This window comes from Bacillus sp. 17RED48, assembly GCF_019837545.1.
Classification (GTDB): Bacteria; Bacillota; Bacilli; order Bacillales; family Bacillaceae_G; genus Bacillus_A; species Bacillus_A wiedmannii.
This window is the reverse complement of the sequence record NZ_JADAXG010000001.1, coordinates 241,935-260,861: the sequence shown is the minus strand read 5'-3', so window position 1 is coordinate 260,861 and position 18,927 is coordinate 241,935. Positions and strand designations below refer to the sequence as shown.

Annotated in this window: 25 protein-coding genes and 2 pseudogenes; 8 read left to right on the top strand and 19 right to left on the bottom strand. The window is 35.5% G+C overall.

Going from position 1 to position 18,927, the window contains the following annotated elements; all coding sequences use genetic code 11:
* Nucleotides 1–34: 34 nt before the first annotated feature.
* Entirely contained in the window at nucleotides 35–967 is a 933-nt protein-coding gene (locus ILT06_RS01485; protein ID WP_048562137.1) for a DHH family phosphoesterase, read from the bottom strand.
* A 238-nt stretch (nucleotides 968–1,205) separates the two neighbouring features.
* Here ILT06_RS01485 and ILT06_RS01480 point away from each other — a divergent pair, with 238 nt between their 5' ends.
* A complete protein-coding gene (locus ILT06_RS01480; protein WP_001144772.1) occupies nucleotides 1,206–1,502 on the top strand; it encodes a YtpI family protein in 297 nt (98 codons plus the stop codon).
* 17 nt (nucleotides 1,503–1,519) lie between these two features.
* Here the strand turns inward: ILT06_RS01480 and ILT06_RS01475 are convergent, their stop codons facing one another.
* The 4 genes from ILT06_RS01475 to ILT06_RS01460 form a co-directional block, all read right to left on the bottom strand.
* Nucleotides 1,520–1,783 carry a DUF3949 domain-containing protein gene (locus tag ILT06_RS01475; protein ID WP_048544372.1) on the bottom strand — a complete coding sequence of 88 codons (264 nt, stop codon included), beginning with the start codon at nucleotides 1,781–1,783 and terminating at the stop codon, nucleotides 1,520–1,522.
* An 87-nt stretch (nucleotides 1,784–1,870) separates the two neighbouring features.
* Entirely contained in the window at nucleotides 1,871–2,812 is a 942-nt protein-coding gene (locus tag ILT06_RS01470) for a phosphotransferase enzyme family protein (protein ID WP_088048026.1), read from the bottom strand.
* 76 nt (nucleotides 2,813–2,888) lie between these two features.
* Entirely contained in the window at nucleotides 2,889–3,212 is a 324-nt protein-coding gene (locus tag ILT06_RS01465; RefSeq protein WP_064474600.1) for a hypothetical protein, read from the bottom strand.
* Nucleotides 3,213–3,360: 148 nt separating this feature from the next.
* The gene (locus ILT06_RS01460) at nucleotides 3,361–4,674 is read right to left on the bottom strand and encodes a CBS domain-containing protein (RefSeq protein WP_000201565.1); all 1,314 of its coding nucleotides are present in this window, start codon (nucleotides 4,672–4,674) and stop codon (nucleotides 3,361–3,363) included.
* A gap of 247 nt (nucleotides 4,675–4,921) precedes the next feature.
* On the opposite strand from ILT06_RS01460, the gene ILT06_RS01455 reads away from it, so the two are divergent.
* Complete coding sequence (locus tag ILT06_RS01455) at nucleotides 4,922–5,080, top strand: hypothetical protein (protein ID WP_176542836.1); 159 nt, start codon at nucleotides 4,922–4,924, stop codon at nucleotides 5,078–5,080.
* Between the two features lie 40 nt (nucleotides 5,081–5,120).
* Here ILT06_RS01455 and ILT06_RS01450 read toward each other — a convergent pair whose 3' ends face one another.
* A complete protein-coding gene (locus tag ILT06_RS01450; RefSeq protein ID WP_088048024.1) occupies nucleotides 5,121–5,804 on the bottom strand; it encodes a metal-dependent hydrolase in 684 nt (227 codons plus the stop codon).
* A gap of 149 nt (nucleotides 5,805–5,953) precedes the next feature.
* Between ILT06_RS01450 and pepQ the strand changes: the two genes are divergently transcribed.
* Nucleotides 5,954–7,051 carry a Xaa-Pro dipeptidase gene (pepQ, locus tag ILT06_RS01445; protein WP_088048023.1) on the top strand — a complete coding sequence of 366 codons (1,098 nt, stop codon included), beginning with the start codon at nucleotides 5,954–5,956 and terminating at the stop codon, nucleotides 7,049–7,051.
* A gap of 40 nt (nucleotides 7,052–7,091) precedes the next feature.
* Here the strand turns inward: pepQ and ILT06_RS01440 are convergent.
* Nucleotides 7,092–7,466: pseudogene (locus ILT06_RS01440) on the bottom strand (hypothetical protein).
* 94 nt (nucleotides 7,467–7,560) lie between these two features.
* On the opposite strand from ILT06_RS01440, the gene ILT06_RS01435 reads away from it, so the two are divergent.
* Nucleotides 7,561–8,388, top strand: a complete 828-nt coding sequence (locus ILT06_RS01435; protein ID WP_088048022.1) for a DUF2785 domain-containing protein — start codon at nucleotides 7,561–7,563, stop codon at nucleotides 8,386–8,388.
* A gap of 13 nt (nucleotides 8,389–8,401) precedes the next feature.
* Here ILT06_RS01435 and ILT06_RS01430 read toward each other — a convergent pair whose 3' ends face one another.
* The 6 genes and pseudogenes from ILT06_RS01430 to ILT06_RS01405 form a co-directional block, all read right to left on the bottom strand.
* On the bottom strand, nucleotides 8,402–8,608 hold the full coding sequence (locus ILT06_RS01430) for a hypothetical protein (RefSeq protein ID WP_001248905.1): 207 nt from the start codon (nucleotides 8,606–8,608) through the stop codon (nucleotides 8,402–8,404).
* A gap of 63 nt (nucleotides 8,609–8,671) precedes the next feature.
* A pseudogene (locus tag ILT06_RS32840) lies at nucleotides 8,672–8,853 on the bottom strand (anti sigma factor C-terminal domain-containing protein); the annotation flags it as partial.
* Nucleotides 8,854–8,945: 92 nt separating this feature from the next.
* On the bottom strand, nucleotides 8,946–9,290 hold the full coding sequence (locus tag ILT06_RS01420; protein ID WP_088048021.1) for a DUF6176 family protein: 345 nt from the start codon (nucleotides 9,288–9,290) through the stop codon (nucleotides 8,946–8,948).
* 2 nt (nucleotides 9,291–9,292) lie between these two features.
* On the bottom strand, nucleotides 9,293–10,081 hold the full coding sequence (locus ILT06_RS01415; RefSeq protein WP_064474595.1) for a GNAT family N-acetyltransferase: 789 nt from the start codon (nucleotides 10,079–10,081) through the stop codon (nucleotides 9,293–9,295).
* Nucleotides 10,078–10,410: a cupin domain-containing protein gene (locus ILT06_RS01410; protein ID WP_064474594.1), complete on the bottom strand. Its 333-nt coding sequence runs from the start codon at nucleotides 10,408–10,410 to the stop codon at nucleotides 10,078–10,080. Before ILT06_RS01410 ends, ILT06_RS01415 begins: the two co-directional genes overlap by 4 nt.
* Before the next feature lie 43 nt (nucleotides 10,411–10,453).
* Nucleotides 10,454–10,882: a hypothetical protein gene (locus tag ILT06_RS01405; protein ID WP_064474593.1), complete on the bottom strand. Its 429-nt coding sequence runs from the start codon at nucleotides 10,880–10,882 to the stop codon at nucleotides 10,454–10,456.
* 131 nt (nucleotides 10,883–11,013) lie between these two features.
* On the opposite strand from ILT06_RS01405, the gene ILT06_RS01400 reads away from it, so the two are divergent.
* A complete protein-coding gene (locus tag ILT06_RS01400) occupies nucleotides 11,014–11,277 on the top strand; it encodes a helix-turn-helix transcriptional regulator (RefSeq protein WP_141554606.1) in 264 nt (87 codons plus the stop codon).
* Complete coding sequence (locus ILT06_RS01395) at nucleotides 11,274–11,699, top strand: hypothetical protein (protein ID WP_088048019.1); 426 nt, start codon at nucleotides 11,274–11,276, stop codon at nucleotides 11,697–11,699. Before ILT06_RS01400 ends, ILT06_RS01395 begins: the two co-directional genes overlap by 4 nt.
* Before the next feature lie 51 nt (nucleotides 11,700–11,750).
* Here the strand turns inward: ILT06_RS01395 and ald are convergent, their stop codons facing one another.
* A complete protein-coding gene (gene ald, locus ILT06_RS01390; protein WP_001219390.1) occupies nucleotides 11,751–12,884 on the bottom strand; it encodes an alanine dehydrogenase in 1,134 nt (377 codons plus the stop codon).
* A 213-nt stretch (nucleotides 12,885–13,097) separates the two neighbouring features.
* Nucleotides 13,098–13,889 carry an SDR family oxidoreductase gene (locus ILT06_RS01385; protein ID WP_088048143.1) on the bottom strand — a complete coding sequence of 264 codons (792 nt, stop codon included), beginning with the start codon at nucleotides 13,887–13,889 and terminating at the stop codon, nucleotides 13,098–13,100.
* 147 nt (nucleotides 13,890–14,036) lie between these two features.
* On the opposite strand from ILT06_RS01385, the gene ILT06_RS01380 reads away from it, so the two are divergent.
* Nucleotides 14,037–14,495, top strand: coding sequence for a universal stress protein (locus tag ILT06_RS01380; RefSeq protein WP_001066680.1), 459 nt, complete (start codon nucleotides 14,037–14,039; stop codon nucleotides 14,493–14,495).
* A gap of 266 nt (nucleotides 14,496–14,761) precedes the next feature.
* On the opposite strand, the gene ILT06_RS01375 is transcribed toward ILT06_RS01380, so the two are convergent.
* Both ILT06_RS01375 and ILT06_RS01370 read right to left on the bottom strand, forming a co-directional pair.
* On the bottom strand, nucleotides 14,762–15,184 hold the full coding sequence (locus ILT06_RS01375; RefSeq protein WP_088048018.1) for a VOC family protein: 423 nt from the start codon (nucleotides 15,182–15,184) through the stop codon (nucleotides 14,762–14,764).
* Nucleotides 15,185–15,267: 83 nt separating this feature from the next.
* Nucleotides 15,268–15,963, bottom strand: coding sequence for a hypothetical protein (locus tag ILT06_RS01370; RefSeq protein WP_088048017.1), 696 nt, complete (start codon nucleotides 15,961–15,963; stop codon nucleotides 15,268–15,270).
* A gap of 94 nt (nucleotides 15,964–16,057) precedes the next feature.
* Between ILT06_RS01370 and ILT06_RS01365 the strand changes: the two genes are divergently transcribed.
* Nucleotides 16,058–16,237, top strand: coding sequence for a hypothetical protein (locus ILT06_RS01365; protein WP_064474588.1), 180 nt, complete (start codon nucleotides 16,058–16,060; stop codon nucleotides 16,235–16,237).
* 76 nt (nucleotides 16,238–16,313) lie between these two features.
* On the opposite strand, the gene argH is transcribed toward ILT06_RS01365, so the two are convergent.
* Together argH and ILT06_RS01355 are read right to left on the bottom strand one after the other, a co-directional pair.
* On the bottom strand, nucleotides 16,314–17,702 hold the full coding sequence (gene argH / locus ILT06_RS01360) for an argininosuccinate lyase (protein WP_088048016.1): 1,389 nt from the start codon (nucleotides 17,700–17,702) through the stop codon (nucleotides 16,314–16,316).
* Nucleotides 17,699–18,904 (bottom strand): argininosuccinate synthase, encoded by a 1,206-nt coding sequence (locus ILT06_RS01355; protein ID WP_088048015.1) that lies wholly within the window; start codon nucleotides 18,902–18,904, stop codon nucleotides 17,699–17,701. The genes argH and ILT06_RS01355 overlap by 4 nt, the downstream gene beginning before the upstream one ends.
* Nucleotides 18,905–18,927: the final 23 nt, after the last annotated feature.

The window sequence follows — 18,927 nt, the reverse complement described above, 5'->3', positions numbered from 1 at the left end:
GCCCTCCTTCTTTTTTCGTTCAACATACAATTTTTTATCTACACAGCTCACGTAAATCAGCAAAAAGACGATCCGCTTCTTCCCAAGAAGATGCTTTTGCACCAGAAGCCATCGGATGCCCTCCGCCATTATATTGCATTGCTAATTTATTTATCACTGGTCCTTTTGAGCGAAGACGAACACGAATCACATCGTCTTCCTCTAAAAATAGAACCCATGACTTTAATCCATCAATATTACCAAGTGCTCCAACAACGCCAGATGCCTCAGAAGGAAGTACATCAAACTTTTCTAATACTTCTTTCGTTAATTTAATGTAAGCTGCTCCTTCTTCTACCATCGTAAAGTTTTGTAAAATATAGCCGTTTAAACGAGCAATCTTTTCTTTCGTCTTATACATTTCATTGTATAAATCTGTGAACTTCACATCCATATCAACAAGTTCACTCACGTAACGAAGTGTTTTCGCTGTTGTATTCGGGAATAAGAAACGACCTGTATCCCCAACAATACCCGCTAAAATAAGACGAGCTGCTTCTTTCGTTATCTGTAATCCTTTATCTTTTCCATAACTGTAAAACTCATAAATCATTTCACTTGTAGAACTTGCTGTCGTATCTACCCATGTAATATCTCCGTACGGATCTTCATTCGGATGATGATCAATTTTAATTAACATCTTCCCTTTTGCATAGCGTTGATCGTCAACACGTTCTTGGTTCGCAGTATCACATACGATAACAAGTGCATTTTCATATACACTATCTTCAATATCATCCATTACTCGTAAATATTCTAGTGACGGTTCATTGTACCCAACCGTATAAATATTTTTCTCTGGAAACGATTCTTGTAGAATTGTACCCAGACCGCCCTGTGAACCTAATGCATCTGGATCTGGACGCACATGACGATGAATAATAATTGTATCAAACTCTTTAATTGCTCCTAAAATTTGCTCATGCATATGTATAATCTCCTTTTCACTCAACTTCTTCACTTTAACGTGCAGTAAAAGCCCAATTGGTGCGGGCAAATCATTAGCGCAGAAACATCCTCACACTAATTAAAGCTTCACTTTATCCTCCATTATAACGGAAAGTATTTCATACATGCGAACAATTGCTTTATAATAAAAGTTAGAAAGTTTAGATATTTCTTTTTTCTCCACTATTATTTTTCACAAAGCGATGGGAGTGTGCATTATGCCAGTATTAGTCTTCTGTATTATCGTCTCATTTATGTTGTACCTCTTCTACAAAACAAAATACTTTCGTACAAACCGCCCAATGGAGAAAGGTTGGCTCTCTGGAAAATCCGCAATGGCACTTGGTTCATTCGTCTTATTCTTTGGGATAAACCAATTCTTTTTAGAACTTTCAACCGCTCGAATTATCGTTGGTGTTTTATTTGTTCTATTTGGTAGTGCAAGTGTATTTAATGGATTTCGCCAATACAAACATTTCTTACCATTAGCAGTTGAAGAAGCTGAATCTGTCTGAAGCAACATAAAAAAGCATCAATATTGTGATGCTTTTTTACGTCCCTTAACTTTTAAAATCATATATGCAACAAAAGCAGAAGGTATATTAAAGGGGTTGCCTTGTACGTGAAAATGTAATTGTTCTTCTTCAAAAGACATTTTTTCATATAGTTCTCGCTGAGATAATCCTGTTCGTTTCTTTTTTTCATGTAAACCTTGTAAGTATAAATATTGAAACGGTATCATCACAAGAAAGTAAAAGAGTGCGATTCCACCAAAAAAGAGCACTTCTGATGACATAATGCATACCACCTTCCTGAAATCCATTTTCTTACAATTGAATTATAACATAATATACAACCTAATTGAATTACTATTCTGTCTTCTTTATGTAACCGTCTCTCCACATAACTCTTTTTCAGCATACTGAACATATCGCCGAATAAAAGCACCAGGATTTTTTCTAATAGGTTCGATATCAATCCTTAACGGAATCTTTCCCGCCATATAAAAAATTCTCGAAGCAGTCCCAAGTCGAATAGCTGCTTCCGAAATATTTTCCCCATATCCCATCATGAAATTCCCCCATGCGTCTTCTAACTGTCCCGAAGCAATTAAATGCAATCTCGGAACACCAATATCAAACTCTTTATACCCAAATCCACATTCATCAAAATCGAGTAAATACCAATCCTCTTTGTCTACAAGAATATTGCCAAAATGCATATCACCATGAACAAATTGTTTTTCTCCTAATTGAGTTAAATTTGCAAGTTCTTGTATTCTTTCTGCAATTCTTATGCACTTATGCTTATCCGCATTCGATAGAAATGAAGCATTTAGTAATCGTTGTAAAGGCTCGTGGATTATCTTTTTCTCACTATATATAGGCCTTTCATAACCTCTCCAAGTTTGCGGCACTCTTTTGAGCACTTCATTTGTTTTTTCATGAAACTTTCGCATTAATGATCCGAGTTTTTCATAGTCCCTATCCCTTAGTTCTAAAATTTCACTTCCGTTTATAAACCTAAAGACAACAAAATACTGGATATTCCCTTCATCTTTCATAACAGATGTAATCCAATCACCATTTTTATTTACCACTACTTCTGGCACTAACATTTGTTTTTGCATCGCTATTAACCAATGTATTTCAGCCTCTATTTGCTCGCATGTATAACGTCCTTCTCTGTACTGCCTAACTACAAATTTATTTTTGTCCGATTCGAATATATATGTTTGATTTTCTCCCCCATGTAACAATGAAACTTTCGTAAAACTATTTAAATTATATTGCTTACATAACTGCTCTTTAGTGTGAAAATCCATCCTTCTCCCCCTAGTTCCTCTAGTGAAGCGTAATCGACTAACAACCAATTTTCTATCCACATTGATACATATCCTTCTATTTTTTCACTTCTCTATCCGAACTCTTACGTAACTTAAACAATAGCTTCAAAATCCAATAAAACAAAATAAAGTTAAAGAAAAAAACTAATGGATTAAACCAACATTCCCACCCACCATAATAAACAAACGTTTCAGCCGGTACACCAAAGTAAAGAAAATCCGGCTCATTTTCTCCTGATATAGGAATCAAGGCACCTATACTAGCAAGAGTCAAACTTACAAAATAAAGCCTCTTTTTAATAGCGTCCATTCTTCTATGCGTTAACACATGAATAATGATGAAACATATGACAACTAAAAAGAAAAGAATTCCGCCCATTCGCTTCCTCCTTATCACTATTCCATTTCCACATCTTCAAATTGTTTAGTATTTTTATTATAAATATGAAATGATACGTTATTTATTTTTTGTTTCTATCCTTTTAACAAAAAAGATGGAACAAACCAAAGCGGTCTGCTCCATCTTTTTATTTATCGATCAACTGCACCATAAGTAATGCTTTCCCGACAACATTGCCTTCATGATGCACTTCTACATCAACCTTACCAAATTTACGCCCAATTTCTAATACTTTCGGATGTACGGATACAACATTATCAATTTGAACTGGTTTTACGAAATAAATTGTTAAGTTCTCAACAATTAAATCGCTCTTCTTTTGGGCACGAATAACGCGATTCGTTGCTTCCGTCACAATCGTTGCGAATACACCGTAAGATAACGTTCCGATTGAATTCGTCATTTGCGGCGTCACTGAAAATTGATATAAATGTTCATTTTTCGCTTCTTTCGGCGTCATAAATTGATTCGTTACAATATCATCGATTGTTTCACCGACTTGTGGTTGACGCTGAATCATTTGCAACGCCTGAAGTACATCTTGACGGCTAATAATACCTTGCAGTTTATTTCCTTCATCAACAACAGGAAGTAACTCAATTCCTTCCCACACCATCATACGTGCTGCAGCTGCGACAGACATTTTTCCATTTACCGTAATTGGATGCTTTGTCATTACTTTATCAATTGGTGTTTCTTTCGCTACACCAATCATATCTTTTGAAGTTACGATACCTAACACCTTTTTATTTTCATCAACAATTGGATAACGCCCATGCATCGTTTCTTCATTGTACGCATGCCATTGTTGCACTGTATCATTCGGCTTTAAATATAACGTCTCTTCAATTGGCGTTAAAATATCTTCAACGAGGACAATTTCTTTCTTAATAAGCTGATCGTAAATTGCACGGTTAATTAACGTCGCAACTGTAAATGTATCGTAACTACTTGAAATAATCGGCAATTTTAATTCATCTGCTAATTTCTTCACATGATCTTCCGTATCAAATCCGCCCGTAATCAATACCGCAGCTCCGGCTTCTAACGCTAATTGATGTGCGTTCGTACGGTTACCGATAATAAGTAAGTTTCCAGCTTCTGTATAGCGCATCATCGCTTCTAATTTCATTGCCCCGATTACGAATTTATTTAACGTTTTATGTAGTCCCTCTCTGCCCCCAAGTACTTGACCATCGACAATGTTAACGACTTCTGCATATGTCAGCTTTTCAATATTCTCTTTCTTCTTTTGTTCAATTCGAATTGTTCCGACACGTTCAATCGTACTAACATATCCTTTATTTTCTGCATCTTTAATTGCACGGTAAGCTGTCCCTTCACTTACACTCAAATCTTTTGCAATTTGCCTTACAGAAATTTTATGCCCTACTGGCAGGCCATTAATATGTTCTAAAATTTGGTTATGCTTGGTAGCCAAATGGTTTCACCATACTTTCTTTTCCCTAAATTCTTCATGTGTTGTATTTTTAGTATACTATATTTTCAAAACTGTTACACTCTCTCTTTATATATCTGTACTATTTTTTTTATAACAAAATACGGCTTACATGACACTACTTCTTCTATTACAACAATGGAATGGTTTTGTCATCTCGTTCGATAGTTTGTCCAGCCGCTTCAATATACAATGAAGACAAGAAATGAAACAAAGGAGCGGATATATGATGAAAAAATTATTAGAAGTTGTAAGTGCTGTATTTTTAGCTTTCGTAGACGGAAAAAAAGTTGCAATGGAATTGAATGAAACACCTGAACAGCCACTTCCAAAAAGAAAAAAATCATCAAAACAAGTACAACCTTTAAAAGCTGTCCTACACACGTAAAAAAACCTTCACTTGTCTTTTCAAATGAAGGGTTTCTTTTCTATAGTGTAATACTTTCTCCAGCTTCTAATACTTTTCCTGTACAATTTTGTAGCTTTTCTACAAATTGATATGGGTCTTGTTCAATTACTGGGAACGTATTGTAATGCATCGGTACAACAGTTTTCGCCTGAGTCCATTTCGCTGCTAAAACAGCATCTTCTGGTCCCATTGTGAAATTATCACCAATTGGTAAAAACGCTATATCAATGTTATTCAGTTCCCCTATTAATTTCATATCAGAGAATAGAGCGGTATCTCCTGCATGGTATACAGTTTTCTCTTCTGCTGTAAATAAAATACCTGCTGGCATACCTGTATATGTAATCGTCTTATTTTCTTCATCAATATAACTAGAACCGTGGAATGCTTGTGTAAACTTCACTTTTCCGAAGTCAAATTCATGCGAACCACCAATATGCATCGGATGTGTATTTACACCTTGCCAACTTAAAAATGTCGCTAGTTCAAATGGTGCCACAACAACTGCATTATTTTTCTTCGCAAGCTCTACTGTATCTCCAACATGATCACCATGTCCATGTGATAAAAGAATCGCATCTACTTTTACATCTTCGGCCTTTAAATCTGTCTTCGGATTTCCAGTTAAAAATGGATCAATTAAAATCACTTTTCCATTCGTTTCAATTTTTACAACTGAATGTCCATGATAAGATACTTTCATTATTACATTCCTCCCCTATTCACATTCTCACTTTTTATTCTACATGATTTTTCAATTCCCTGTCTTTTCTAACATCGATTTACTTGTCATAACGCTTTCCTCCGATGTAAAGTTATATTTGTAATTAAATATTTCGGGGGTGCCAATCGATGAATGCTAGATTAGAAAATTTAATGCAATGGCTAAAAGAAAAAAACGTAGAAGCTGCGTTCTTAACTTCTACACCAAACGTTTTCTACATGACAAACTTCCACTGTGAACCACACGAAAGACTTCTTGGCATGTTTGTATTCCAAGAAAAAGAACCTATTTTAATTTGCCCTAAAATGGAAGAAGGTCAAGCGCGTAACGCTGGCTGGGCACATGAAATTATCGGATTTACTGATACTGACAGACCATGGGATATGATTGCAAAAGCAATTAAAGACCGCGGCATCAATGCAAATGCAGTTGCAATTGAAAAAGAACATTTAAACGTAGAGCGCTACGAAGAATTAACAAAGTTATTCCCAAATGCAGCTTTCAAATCAGCTGAGGAGAAAGTTCGTGAACTTCGCTTAATTAAAGATGAAAAAGAACTTTCTATTTTACGCGAAGCAGCTAAAATGGCGGACTACGCTGTTGAAGTTGGTGTAAATGCAATTAAAGAAAATCGTAGCGAGCTAGAAGTATTAGCAATTATTGAACACGAATTAAAAACAAAAGGCATACATAAAATGTCATTTGATACGATGGTATTAGCAGGTGCAAACTCTGCTCTTCCACACGGTATTCCAGGTGCAAACAAAATGAAACGCGGCGATTTCGTACTATTTGATTTAGGCGTAATCATTGAAGGTTATTGCTCTGACATTACACGTACAGTGGCATTCGGTGAAATTTCTGAAGAACAAACTCGCATTTATAACACTGTACTTGCTGGACAACTACAAGCAGTTGAAGCATGTAAACCAGGTGTTACACTTGGCGCAATCGACAACGCTGCTCGTTCTGTTATCGCAGATGCAGGTTACGGCGACTTCTTCCCACACCGCCTTGGTCACGGACTTGGAATTAGCGTACACGAATATCCAGATGTAAAAGCTGGTAACGAGTCTCCATTAAAAGAAGGTATGGTCTTCACAATCGAGCCAGGTATTTACGTACCAAACGTAGGTGGCGTTCGTATTGAAGATGATATTTACATCACACAAGACGGGTCAGAAATTTTAACGAAATTCCCGAAAGAATTACAATTTGTGAAATAATAAAAAGGCAGCGTAAGTGCTGCCTTTTTTTATTTCTCTACTATTTCAAATTTAACACCATCTTCTCCTCATACTTATCATCCCATTTAATTACAACTTCTATCGGTTCATCTTTAGATAGAGGTGCACAACTTACACAAGAAGATTTCATTTCAATCCTTGCTCCTTTATGAACTTCTGACGTTTCTGTCATTGCACTAAAGGCTCCATTAATAGCAATCTCTAAATTTTAAAATTCTGTCTTTCCATCTCCGCCCTTATATTGAAACGTAAACATTCCATCTTCACTGTCATCCTTAATATACCCTTTATATTGCCCCGTCCAACTTTTGCTCTCGCTAGAAAAAGTAACATACGAAATCGAACAACTTCCTAAAAAGAAAATACTAATGAAAAAGAATAACGCTCTCTTCATAATGCCCCCTCCATTCAAAAGCACTTATTTATTGTCTATTTCTCCCTCTTATCATATTATAAAAATACAGAATTTTCTAAAATAGGAGGTTTATATGTTACAACAACAGTTAGAAGAAATTCGTAATAATAATTACATATTGGATAACACACTTAACATTGATTCTTTAAGTTCCAATATGTTTGAGCATATCGGTGTTACCGATAGCTATTTAAGAGACAAACTTATTTACTCTACTTTTTACCATCTCATCAAAAAGGACTACATTTCACACACACAATTACAGAAACTATTATTAGAAAGCATTAGTGAAAAATATTTATTGTATAAAATTCATTCGGATGACGAAGATGCTGTATTTACTCGTGCATTTACGACATTATTACTTGCGCTCATTATTGATGCTGATACAAAATATAATTTCTTATCACAGAATGATATTTTAACTGTAAAAGATCAATTGATTCTATATATGAACAATGAACATGATTTCCGTGGATATGTTCAAGACCACGGCTGGGCACACAGTATCGCTCATGCTTCTGATACATTTGAAGCGCTTGTTCGTAGTCCTAAACTGGAAACTTTATATTACGAAGAAATATTACAAACTTTATTAAACAAAGTTTGTGTCCATTCTATTTACTATAAACATGAAGAAGACGAACGACTCGTTTATCCGATTGTCTCAATGCTACAAAATGGTCTAAAGGAAGAAGTACTCATAGCAGCTCTTCATGACTTAGTAGACCAATTACCAGTCCAAAAACAAACACTACATATTGAATCGTACGAGTTTCTATACGGAAATATAAAATCTTTCTTACGTAGCTTATTTTTCAGATTACGTACAATGTCTATATGTAAAGAAACTGAATACGAAATTGAAAAATTACTACAAGGACTTCGCCAACATTACTAAAAAAGAAGGCCCTTTAAAAAGTGCCTTCTTCTATTTCACTAATATTTAATTGAAATTTCACGATCCAAACTGAGAAAAGGTGGACAAGAAGCGCAAACGCCATACATGCTCCGCTCAAAAAAGTTAGTATAGGATGCGAATACACGTGCCCTAATCCATAGGATATCGCCACGAAAAACATTGTTATGTAAATATAAATTGCTCCATGTATTTGCCTCATATGAACCTCCTTTTCCCATATTATAACATAAATTTTCTGATTATTCACATTTATCGCTTGTAATCAATATTTCTCAACTGTTACACCTCTAACAGCAGCCTTAATATATGGTGCTCCTTGTAAACTTTGTAAATCCTCTGTTTTGCCTGTTGCAACTACACCGTATATTGGTAGGTCTTTTGATTCGAAGTTTTCATCTCATTATAGTTTGTCCTAAATTTCTTTTGACATCCTCCTTTATTTTCAAAGATATCTAAATAACACTTTTCTTTTTAAAATTTTTTCAAAATAAAAAGCACACCTATTTTGATGCACTTCTCTCCAACATACTATTCTATTATTTCATCGCTTCCTTCACAACATCTTGAATCATAACGACTTCTGTTTTCATATCAACAGACCGTGCTTCTTCATCAATACATTCATACCAAAACGCTAAGTGCTTTTTATCAATTTCATGATGAGAATTTTCGACAAGAGCCCCGCCTTCTCCTTGCACAGAATACCAATATAAGTACTCTTCTCCATCTCTTATTTCCCGGAAAATTGTCTCAACGTACATCTTTTCGTCGTTTAGTGTCAAAAGCACTTCTTTCATATTGCCATTAAGAAGCTGCATCCATTCATCTACACGATGACTTTTACCTTGTTTCACCTTAAATCTCGTTAACTCCACATTCATTTTTATTCCCCCGTTTTCTTACGTACAAACAATCTATATTCTATTGGATTATAAAAACTTAATTTACTAGCTAATTTTTGCGAAGGAATATTGTCTACATAACAATCCCAGCACGGTGTAATATCATTTTGTGTGCAATGTTCAATGAACCGTTGTGCAACAGCTTGGGCTAATCCTTTCCCTTGATATGCTTCCTGCGTCACAATATCAATTTCAGCAAATCCATTCCCACTAAATATCGAAACACATTCAGCTACAATTATCCCATCTTGTTCTATACAAAATCCGAAACCACCGTTCAAAAATAGCTCTTTTGATCCCCAATATTCTTTATAATACTCCTCTGTAAATTCACTACTTCGTTCTATATCACTTTTATCAATACGCTTCACTTCATATGTATTTTTGTTTGCATCTCGTTTTCTCTCTTCAGAAATTTCTCGTTGGAATTTCATTCGAGGCATGTCCCGAAGTGCATTACTAAAACGCCCTTCAATCATCATTTCCCACTCGTCACTCGAAGTGAAGAGTGTAAATCTCTTCTCTGTTGTTTCAATAGCCATTTTTAAATAGGAAAATAAATCTTCGTTATAATTTTGATCATAAGTATCACCAAATAAATAATAGATACCATTAGCTGTACGAATTAATCCTGCTGTTAACTTCTCGTTGGCAAAAATCTCACCATCTATCATTTGGTCACATACCGCATAAGCAAACGTCGTCGTTCCTGTATTACTTTCTAAAATCGGAAGGATTTTTCTATACTCGGCTACAGATAATTTTTTCATAACTGCTCCACTTTAATCGTATCAGCTTCTATATTTTCAAAACAAAGATTTACTGTTCTCTTTAATGCTCTCGTTCTATGGATCTTGCACGCTGGAATTAAGATAGAATCATTTGGCTTTAAAACCGCCGTCTCTCCATCTTCAAAATCGATAAGTAGTTCTCCCTCTAACACAATAAACAATTCATCCGAATTAGAATGATAGTGCCAATCATATTCACCAGTAAATACGGCGATTCGTAAGCAATGATTATTTACATTTGAAACGACGAAATTTTTGTGTTGATCTTGAATGTCCTTTGTTAATTCTAATAAATTCACAGTTTCCATATTTCATCTCACCCTTTCACTAGTCGTTCTTCTGAAAACTAACTTAGTCTCCGCCACCTCCGCAATCTCCTCCACCATCACTTGAGCTGCTACAATCGTTGCTACTATAATCACCAAATCCGCTTGATGAGCTTGAATCGGATGAAGATTTTTTGCTCTTTTTGCTTTTCCTATCCCTCTTACTTTCATGACTAGGCCATACTTTATTAAATAATATAAAGAATAAGACTAACTCTATTGCGACAAGGATATATCCAAAAACATTCTCAATAATATTGGGTGTTATCCCAAAACTGTAAAACACCCTAGCTGAATAAAGACACAAAATTACATACAGGACCATACAAATATACCGAAATGTTTTTTCTATCATAATGACTACTTTTTTTGAAAGAGGTATGTTCTGTTCCTGTTTTTTCTTTATATACTTTTGTCTTTTGGCTTGCTTTTTCTTCCTATTTTTACTCCCCATTGAATCCCCTCTATCGACTTTCACTTTTCATTTAATTCCAAATTATCACAAAAAACAACATCATAACAAGCTATATTTTACGTAAAGTTTTGTTTACTTTTTGTAAAGTTTTATTTACTTATTACCTAAAAATGGATATGATAAATGTAACAAATTTACAAAAAGGAGACTTTGTATATTTGATTAAAAATAAGGTGAAACAATTCCGCGTCGTTAGAGACATCACCCAAGAACAATTAGCTTCCTCTGTTCAAATCACTAGACAATCCCTCATCGCTATCGAGAAGAATAAATACAACCCGAGTTTAGAATTAGCATTGAAATTATGTGAGTTTTTCAACTGTAAAGTAGAAGATTTATTTCAATTAGATAAAACTGGGGAGGAAAAAGAATGAAAAATACTTTTAATCAAGAGTTCATTTCGCATCTTACCATTTTATTGTTAGGTTCAACTTTTCTTTATTTCAATAATAATGATGAAGAAAAGATTAGTTCTGTCCTTCTATTCGCTGGCGTATACATACTCTTAGCCTTAATACTATTCATAGTGAAACGAATATTCTTTAAGAAAAAAAAGAACGATTCCGAGAAATATCCATTACCTGAGATGGATGAAAGAATCGAGAAGATGAGTTTAAAACTTATGGCGCAAATTTTCAGCCTCTCTCATTTAATCGGTTCTGCGATACTATTTATTTTATATATCACTGACAAAAATTCGATGATACGAGTTGAGTATGCCTTGTATTACTTGTTCGGCATTCTTTTCTTTACAATGATGTTCGGATTGAGAATTGTAAAGAAACTAGACAATTAACCCAAGTAAAAAGCCCCTCCTTACAAAAGGAGGGGCTTACATGTATTTCTATTATGATAAAGCAGGAGCTTTTTCAAGAAGCTCTTTCGCATCAGCGTATTGTAAGCCATGAGCTTCTGCAACTGCTTCGAATGTTACGTATCCATCTAATGTGTTAATACCTTTTAGTAATGCAGTGTTTCCTAAGCAAGCATCTTTGTAGCCTTTGTTCGCAATTTGTACTGCATATGGTACTGTTACGTTTGTTAATGCAAGAGTTGATGTACGTGGAACTGCTCCTGGCATATTAGCAACTGCATAATGAACAACGCCATGTTTTTCGTAAGTCGGGTTGTCGTGAGTTGTAATACGGTCAGTTGTTTCAAAAATACCACCTTGGTCAATCGCGATATCTACAACGACAGAACCTGGTTCCATTGATTGAATCATTTCTTCTGTTACAAGTTTTGGCGCTTTTGCACCTGGAATTAATACCGCACCAATAACAAGATCAGACTCTTTTACAGCTTCTGCAATGTTGTATGGATTAGACATTAACGTTTTTACTTGGTTACCGAAAATGTCGTCTAATTGACGAAGACGTTCTGCACTTAAGTCGATGATTGTTACATCTGCACCTAAACCTACTGCAATCTTCGCTGCGTTTGTACCAGCTTGACCACCGCCGATAATTGTTACTTTGCCGCGTTTTACCCCTGGAACGCCTGCGAGTAAAATACCTTTACCACCTTTGTTTTTCTCAAGGAATTGTGCACCGATTTGTGCAGACATACGACCAGCTACTTCACTCATAGGTGCAAGTAATGGTAAAGAACGATTGTCTAATTGCACTGTTTCGTATGCAATTGATACCACTTTGTTATCAATTAATGCTTTCGTTAATTCTGGTTCTGGAGCTAAGTGTAAGTATGTGAATAAAATTAAACCTTCGCGGAAATAGCCGTATTCACTTGCAACTGGCTCTTTTACCTTCATAACCATATCTTGATTCCATGCTTCTTCAGCAGTTTCAACAAGTTTCGCACCAGCTTGTACGTATTCTTCATCTGTAAAGCCTGATCCTATACCTGCTCCTTTTTGAACAAAAACTTCATGACCATTTTGTACTAAATGTACAGCTCCCGCTGGCGTCATCGCCACGCGGTTTTCATTGTTTTTAATTTCTGTTGGAATACCGATACGCATTATTAGTTCCCCCTTGAGTTATGAAATGACCCCTGAATCATTTTTTAAAGCGCTTTCTATGCTCTTATATTTTAACATAATATCTCAATATTTGACAAAAATTAATACAAGCTTTCCGATAGATTTAACCTTACATTAAAGGACAGTATTATCCGCACCTCTCAGCATACAGGATAAACTGTCCAATTATTCGAGACTTCACTTTATTTTATTCTATCGATGTCTATGAATAACATCTACTGCACCAGTTACTTCAATAATTGTACCGGTAATCATATCGGAATCGTCCTCACATAAAAACGAAATCGTTCTTGCGATATCTTCACCTGTTCCAGATCTACCAATTGGTGTGTTACGTTCTTTCAACTGACGTGCTTCTTGAATTGTCGCTTCTTTCATTTCACCAATAATATCACCAGGACATACCATATTTGCAGTAATACCATATTCTGCTTCTTCGTAAGCAACTGTTTTTGTTAATGAAACAAGTCCTACTTTCGCTGCTGCAAAAGCTGAACGATAAATCCATCCTGGTGCACTATCTGCCCCTTGGAATCCGTAATTAATAATACGACCAAAGTTCTGTTTTCTCATAACTGGAACGACAAGTTTCAACAAATGAAACACCGCTGTTAAATTACCCTGAATCATTTCATTCCATTCGTCTTCTTCATAATCAACTAACTTTTTTCGTTCAAATACATATGGACCAGCATTATTAATTAAAAAGTCAATTTTGCCAAAATGGCTTATCGCTTCTTCTACTATTTTATGTAAATCTTCCTTTTTCGTGACATCCGCTTGCACGAATTGTAGACGCTCTTCCATATTTTTATATGTTTCTTTCATCGTTTCCATAGCCGCCATATCGCTATGGTATGTTACTGTTACTGAATATCCTTTAGCCAATAACTTTTCTGTTACTTGCTTTCCTAAACCTTTCGTACCGGCTGTAATGAGCGCGTGTCTCACAAACATGCCTCCTTTTAAATTGCTATACTTCATATGTAACAAGTTCTCGCCCCAATTACAACTAAAATGAATTAAAGCAAAGTTTTCAAAATTCTGTAACGTTTCCGACAAGCACATTACCAAAATTTGTTTTATAATAAAGTTGTAAACGGTAATAAAAATGATTGGGAGGAATTTACTATGAATAATACATATACAAATATTTTAATCGCGGTGGACGGTTCTAAAGAAGCAGAAAGAGCTTTTAAAAAAGCAATTCAAGTCGCAAAACGTAACAATGCAACATTAACAATTGCTCATATCGTTGATGTAAAAGCATACTCAGCAGTAGAAGCTTATAGCCGCGCAATCGCTGAACGTGCAAATCTATTTGCAGAAGACTTATTAGAAGACTACAAAAAAACTGCGCTTGAAGCTGGCCTTGAAAAAATTGAAACTGTATTAGAATTTGGTAATCCTAAATCTAAAATTTCAAAAGAAATTGCTCCAAACCATAAAGTAGATTTAATTATGTGTGGTGCAACTGGTTTAAATGCTGTTGAGCGTTTCCTAATTGGTAGCGTCTCTGAACATATTATTCGCTATGCGAAATGCGATGTCCTTGTTGTTCGTGGTGATGAGGAGCAAGGCGATCTTTAATTTATAAATAAAACACCAAGTCCACATGTTTTACTGGTGGATAAGGGAAATGAAGCTTTAGGCTTGAATGAACAATAAATACATGTTGTTAAATAATGATAAAAAAGGAGTGGGTAATCCACTCCTTTTTTCACGACTGTGTAAGAAGAATAAAGATGTTTAATGTTACTCATAAAAATAAATCTTCTCTGTTTTTTCTCTACTCTTGCATGGATTTTAAAATCCTCATTTTTCAATTGATTGTTTAATCAAGTTTAAACTGTATTCTACTTAATTCTTTGAGCAATTGGATGGTCATCTTTTAGTTGTAACAAATCCCATAAATTCCCGTACAAATCCTTGAATACTGCAACTATTCCATATTCTTGCTCTTTCGGCTCTCTCACAAATTCTATTCCTCTTGAAATCATTTCATTATAATCTCTCCAAAAATCGTCAGTATTTAAGAAAAGAAAAACTCTGCCGACTGATTGGTTACCGATAAAGGAATCTTGCTCAGGTTTAGATGCTCTAGCCAGTAATATTGTGGTGCCGACTGAACCAGGAGGAGATACCACTACCCATCTTTTGTTTTGCTCTGGCTGATATATATCTTGGACTAGTGTGAAATTTAGTTTCTTTGTATAGAACTCTATTGCCTCATCGTAGTCTTTTACTACTAATGCGATATGAACTATTGATTGAACTATTATTACTAAATAAGCAAATTGTAGTATAACATTTCTTGCTTTAATCTATCTATTAGCTTAATAACACAGGTTCTTGTTTTTCTTCATTTCACATACTTCACTATAAATACAAGACAAACAACCACTACAACAGCTACTGCCAACACATATGGCGGTAAGAACTTCAAAGACCATAATGCCATCATGATCGTCGCAATCGTTAAGTACGTTTGCTTTGCATCTTCTGTCATTTTTTTACGAAGCAAGAACACATACAAATAACCGATTGGCGGCGTAATGAAGCAAAGAACATATATGATTTTAGATTTTAAATACCATTTTTGTTCTCCGAGCTTCTTTATATCTTCTTCTATTCTCTTATGCTCTTGCTCTCTCGCTTCTTCTACAAGCGGATCTTCCTCTTCTCCTCGCTTTTCTTTCATATAAGGAAGAAAGTGCACGAAAAAATAGTATGCGAATACGAACGCTCCAAATCCAATACCGAATCTTTCCAATGGAATATTCTCACTAAAAAAAGCAGCAGCAATCGCTAAAGAAAAACAATACGTCATCATCCAAAATGAACGTTTTCTCTTTTTCCGTTCCATTTCTTTTTTATCTTGTACATGTTTTCTTTTCGAAAGCCATATTGAAATACAGCAATCTACTACAAATAGAATAAAGATAAATATCCCAACGTGTACTGTTTCTACATCCTTAAATGAAAAGATGTTTGGGAATGCAACATGTAATACAATTAGCGTGTACAAAATTATCCCTATAAAATAAATACGTCTCATTGTCCATTCCTTTCTGATTTCCTAACTTTAGGTTAACATACATTTTTTAGAAATAGACGGACAAAATATATATGTTAAAAAAGGAGGATGCTACATGAATGATTCTGAACGTATTATTTTAGATGTGAACGGGAAAGAGCTCGAAATGTTACATACAATCCGTACACATTTTAAAGAAAAACATGGTGTGGAACTAAGTAATGGTGCATTACTACGTGATTTGATGGATATTGAGTATATTCGAATTACAGAAGATCGGCATAAGTATGATTAACTTTAAGCTATAAAAATCACAAAAAAGGTACGCTTCTCTCTACTAAGATTCGCGTACCTTCTGCCCTATAAACCAATCAACTTCCAACGAACTCTCTAACTAATCCTTTCGCCTTCTCCAAAGCTTTCTCAATTTGCTCAAATCCTGTCCCGCCAGCACTGTTACGACGCTTTACAGCTGCATATGGTGAAAGAACTTCATACAAATCTTCTTCAAATAATGAGCTCATTTCTTTATATGTTGCTAGTGGTACATCTAGTAAATAAATTCCTTTTTGTGTGCAGTGTAGCACTAGCTTCCCAACAATTTCATGAGCTTGACGGAATGGTAGTCCTTTACTTGCTAAGTAGTCAGCAATTTCTGTTGCGTTTGAGAAATCTTGCGTTACAGCTTGCCCCATCTTTTCTTTGTTGACAGTCATCTTCTCTAACATGCCTGCCATAATATGAAGGCATCCTTCTACTGTTTTTACTGTATCAAACATTCCTTCTTTATCTTCTTGCAAGTCTTTATTGTAAGCGAGCGGTAATCCTTTCATGACTGTAAGTAAACTAAATAAATTACCGTACACTCTGCCCGTTTTACCGCGGATTAGTTCCGCCATATCTGGATTTTTCTTTTGCGGCATAATGCTGCTTCCCGTTGCGTATTGATCGCTCATTTCAATAAATTGAAACTCTTGGCTACTCCATAAAATAAGTTCTTCGCAGAAGCGTGATAAGTGCATCATGAGCATAGATGAGTTACTTAGGAACTCCAGTATGAAATCACGATCGCTTACTGCATCTAAACTATTTTCATAGATTCCATTAAATCCAAGAAGCTCCGCACTATATTCTCGGTCAATCGGGAATGTTGTCCCAGCTAATGCTCCTGCTCCTAATGGTGAAATGTTAATGCGCTTTAATGAATCTTCATAACGATTCACATCACGCTCTAACATCCAAAAGTAAGCGAGAATATGATGCGCAAATGAAATTGGCTGCGCACGCTGCAAATGCGTATAGCCAGGCATAATGGTTTCAATATTATTTTCCGCTTGATGAACAAGAACCGTTTGCAATTGTTTTGTAGCTTTAATAATATGCTCTACTTTTTCTTTTAAATATAAATGCATATCAGTCGCTACTTGATCGTTACGGCTTCGCCCAGTATGAAGTTTCCCTCCTACTTCGCCAATTTGTTCAATTAACATTTTTTCAATGTTTAAGTGAATATCTTCTGCTTCTACTGAGAATTGAAGCTTATTCTCTTTTGCTTCTTTTAATAAATACTGAAGCCCTACCTTTATTTTCTCAGCTTCTTCTTTCGTAACGATGCCTTGCTTTGCTAGCATCGTTACGTGTGCAATACTTCCGTTTATATCTTGATTTACTAATTGTTGATCGAAGGAGATGGATGCTCCAAACTCTTCAACCCACGCTTCCGCTTCTTCTGTAAAACGTCCGCCCCAAAGTTTGCTCACGCTTCCACCTTCTTTTGATTCACTTGGCTGTATACTTTCGTCGGTAAACCGAATAATGAAATGAATCCAACTGCTGCATCATGATTAAATTCGTCCTGAGCAGTATATGTTGCTAATTTTTCGTCATATAAAGAGTACTCAGATTTACGTCCTTCTACAATCGCATGGCCTTTAAATAGTTTCACACGCACTGTACCTGTTACATTCTTTTGCGTTTCTTGTAAGAAAGCGTTAAGCGCTTGTTTTAAAGGAGAGAACCATAAACCGTTATAAATAAGTTCTGTTATTTTTTGCTCAATCATCGGTTTAAAATGCGCTACTTCTTTTACGAGTGTTAAATCTTCTAGCTCTTTATGCGCCGTGATTAATGTCATTGCTGCTGGACATTCGTATACTTCACGCGATTTAATACCAACAAGGCGATTTTCTACGTGATCGATACGTCCAACGCCATGTTTTCCAGCAAGTGCATTTAACTTTTTAATTAATTCTGAAAGTGAATATACAGTACCATTTAAAGTAGTCGGTACTCCTGCTTCAAAGCCAATTTCTACAAACTCTGGTTTATTCGGTGTATCTTCTAATGCCAATGTCATCTCATATGCATCTTCTGGCGGTGCTGCCCATGGATCTTCTAAAATGCCACATTCGTTACTGCGTCCCCATAAGTTTTGATCGATTGAAAATGGGCTATCTAAATTAATAGGAATTGGAACATCGTTTTCTTTTGCATATGCAATTTCTTCTTCACGTGACCATTTCCATTCACGTACAGGCGCAATCACTTCTAAGTAAGGATTTAACGCTTGAATAGAAACTTCAAAACGAACTTGATCATTCCCTTTCCCTGTACATCCATGTGCAACTGCAGTCGCCCCCTCTTGTTCTGCAATTTCTACTAATTTCTTAGCGATAAGTGGACGAGATAATGCAGAAACGAGAGGGTATTTCCCTTCGTATAACGTGTGTGCTTGCATAGCCATCAATGCATATTCATTTGCAAATTCCTCTTGAACATCAATCATATATGATTTAATTGCACCTACTGAAAGTGCCTTTTCTTTTACGAATGCTAAGTCTTTACCTTCCCCTAAGTCTAAACAAAGCGCGATAATATCATAATTCTTCTCTTGTAACCATTTAATTGCAACGGAAGTATCAAGACCTCCGGAATATGCTAATACCACTTTTTTCTTCTCCATTTTGCATCCCCCTAAAGAATAAA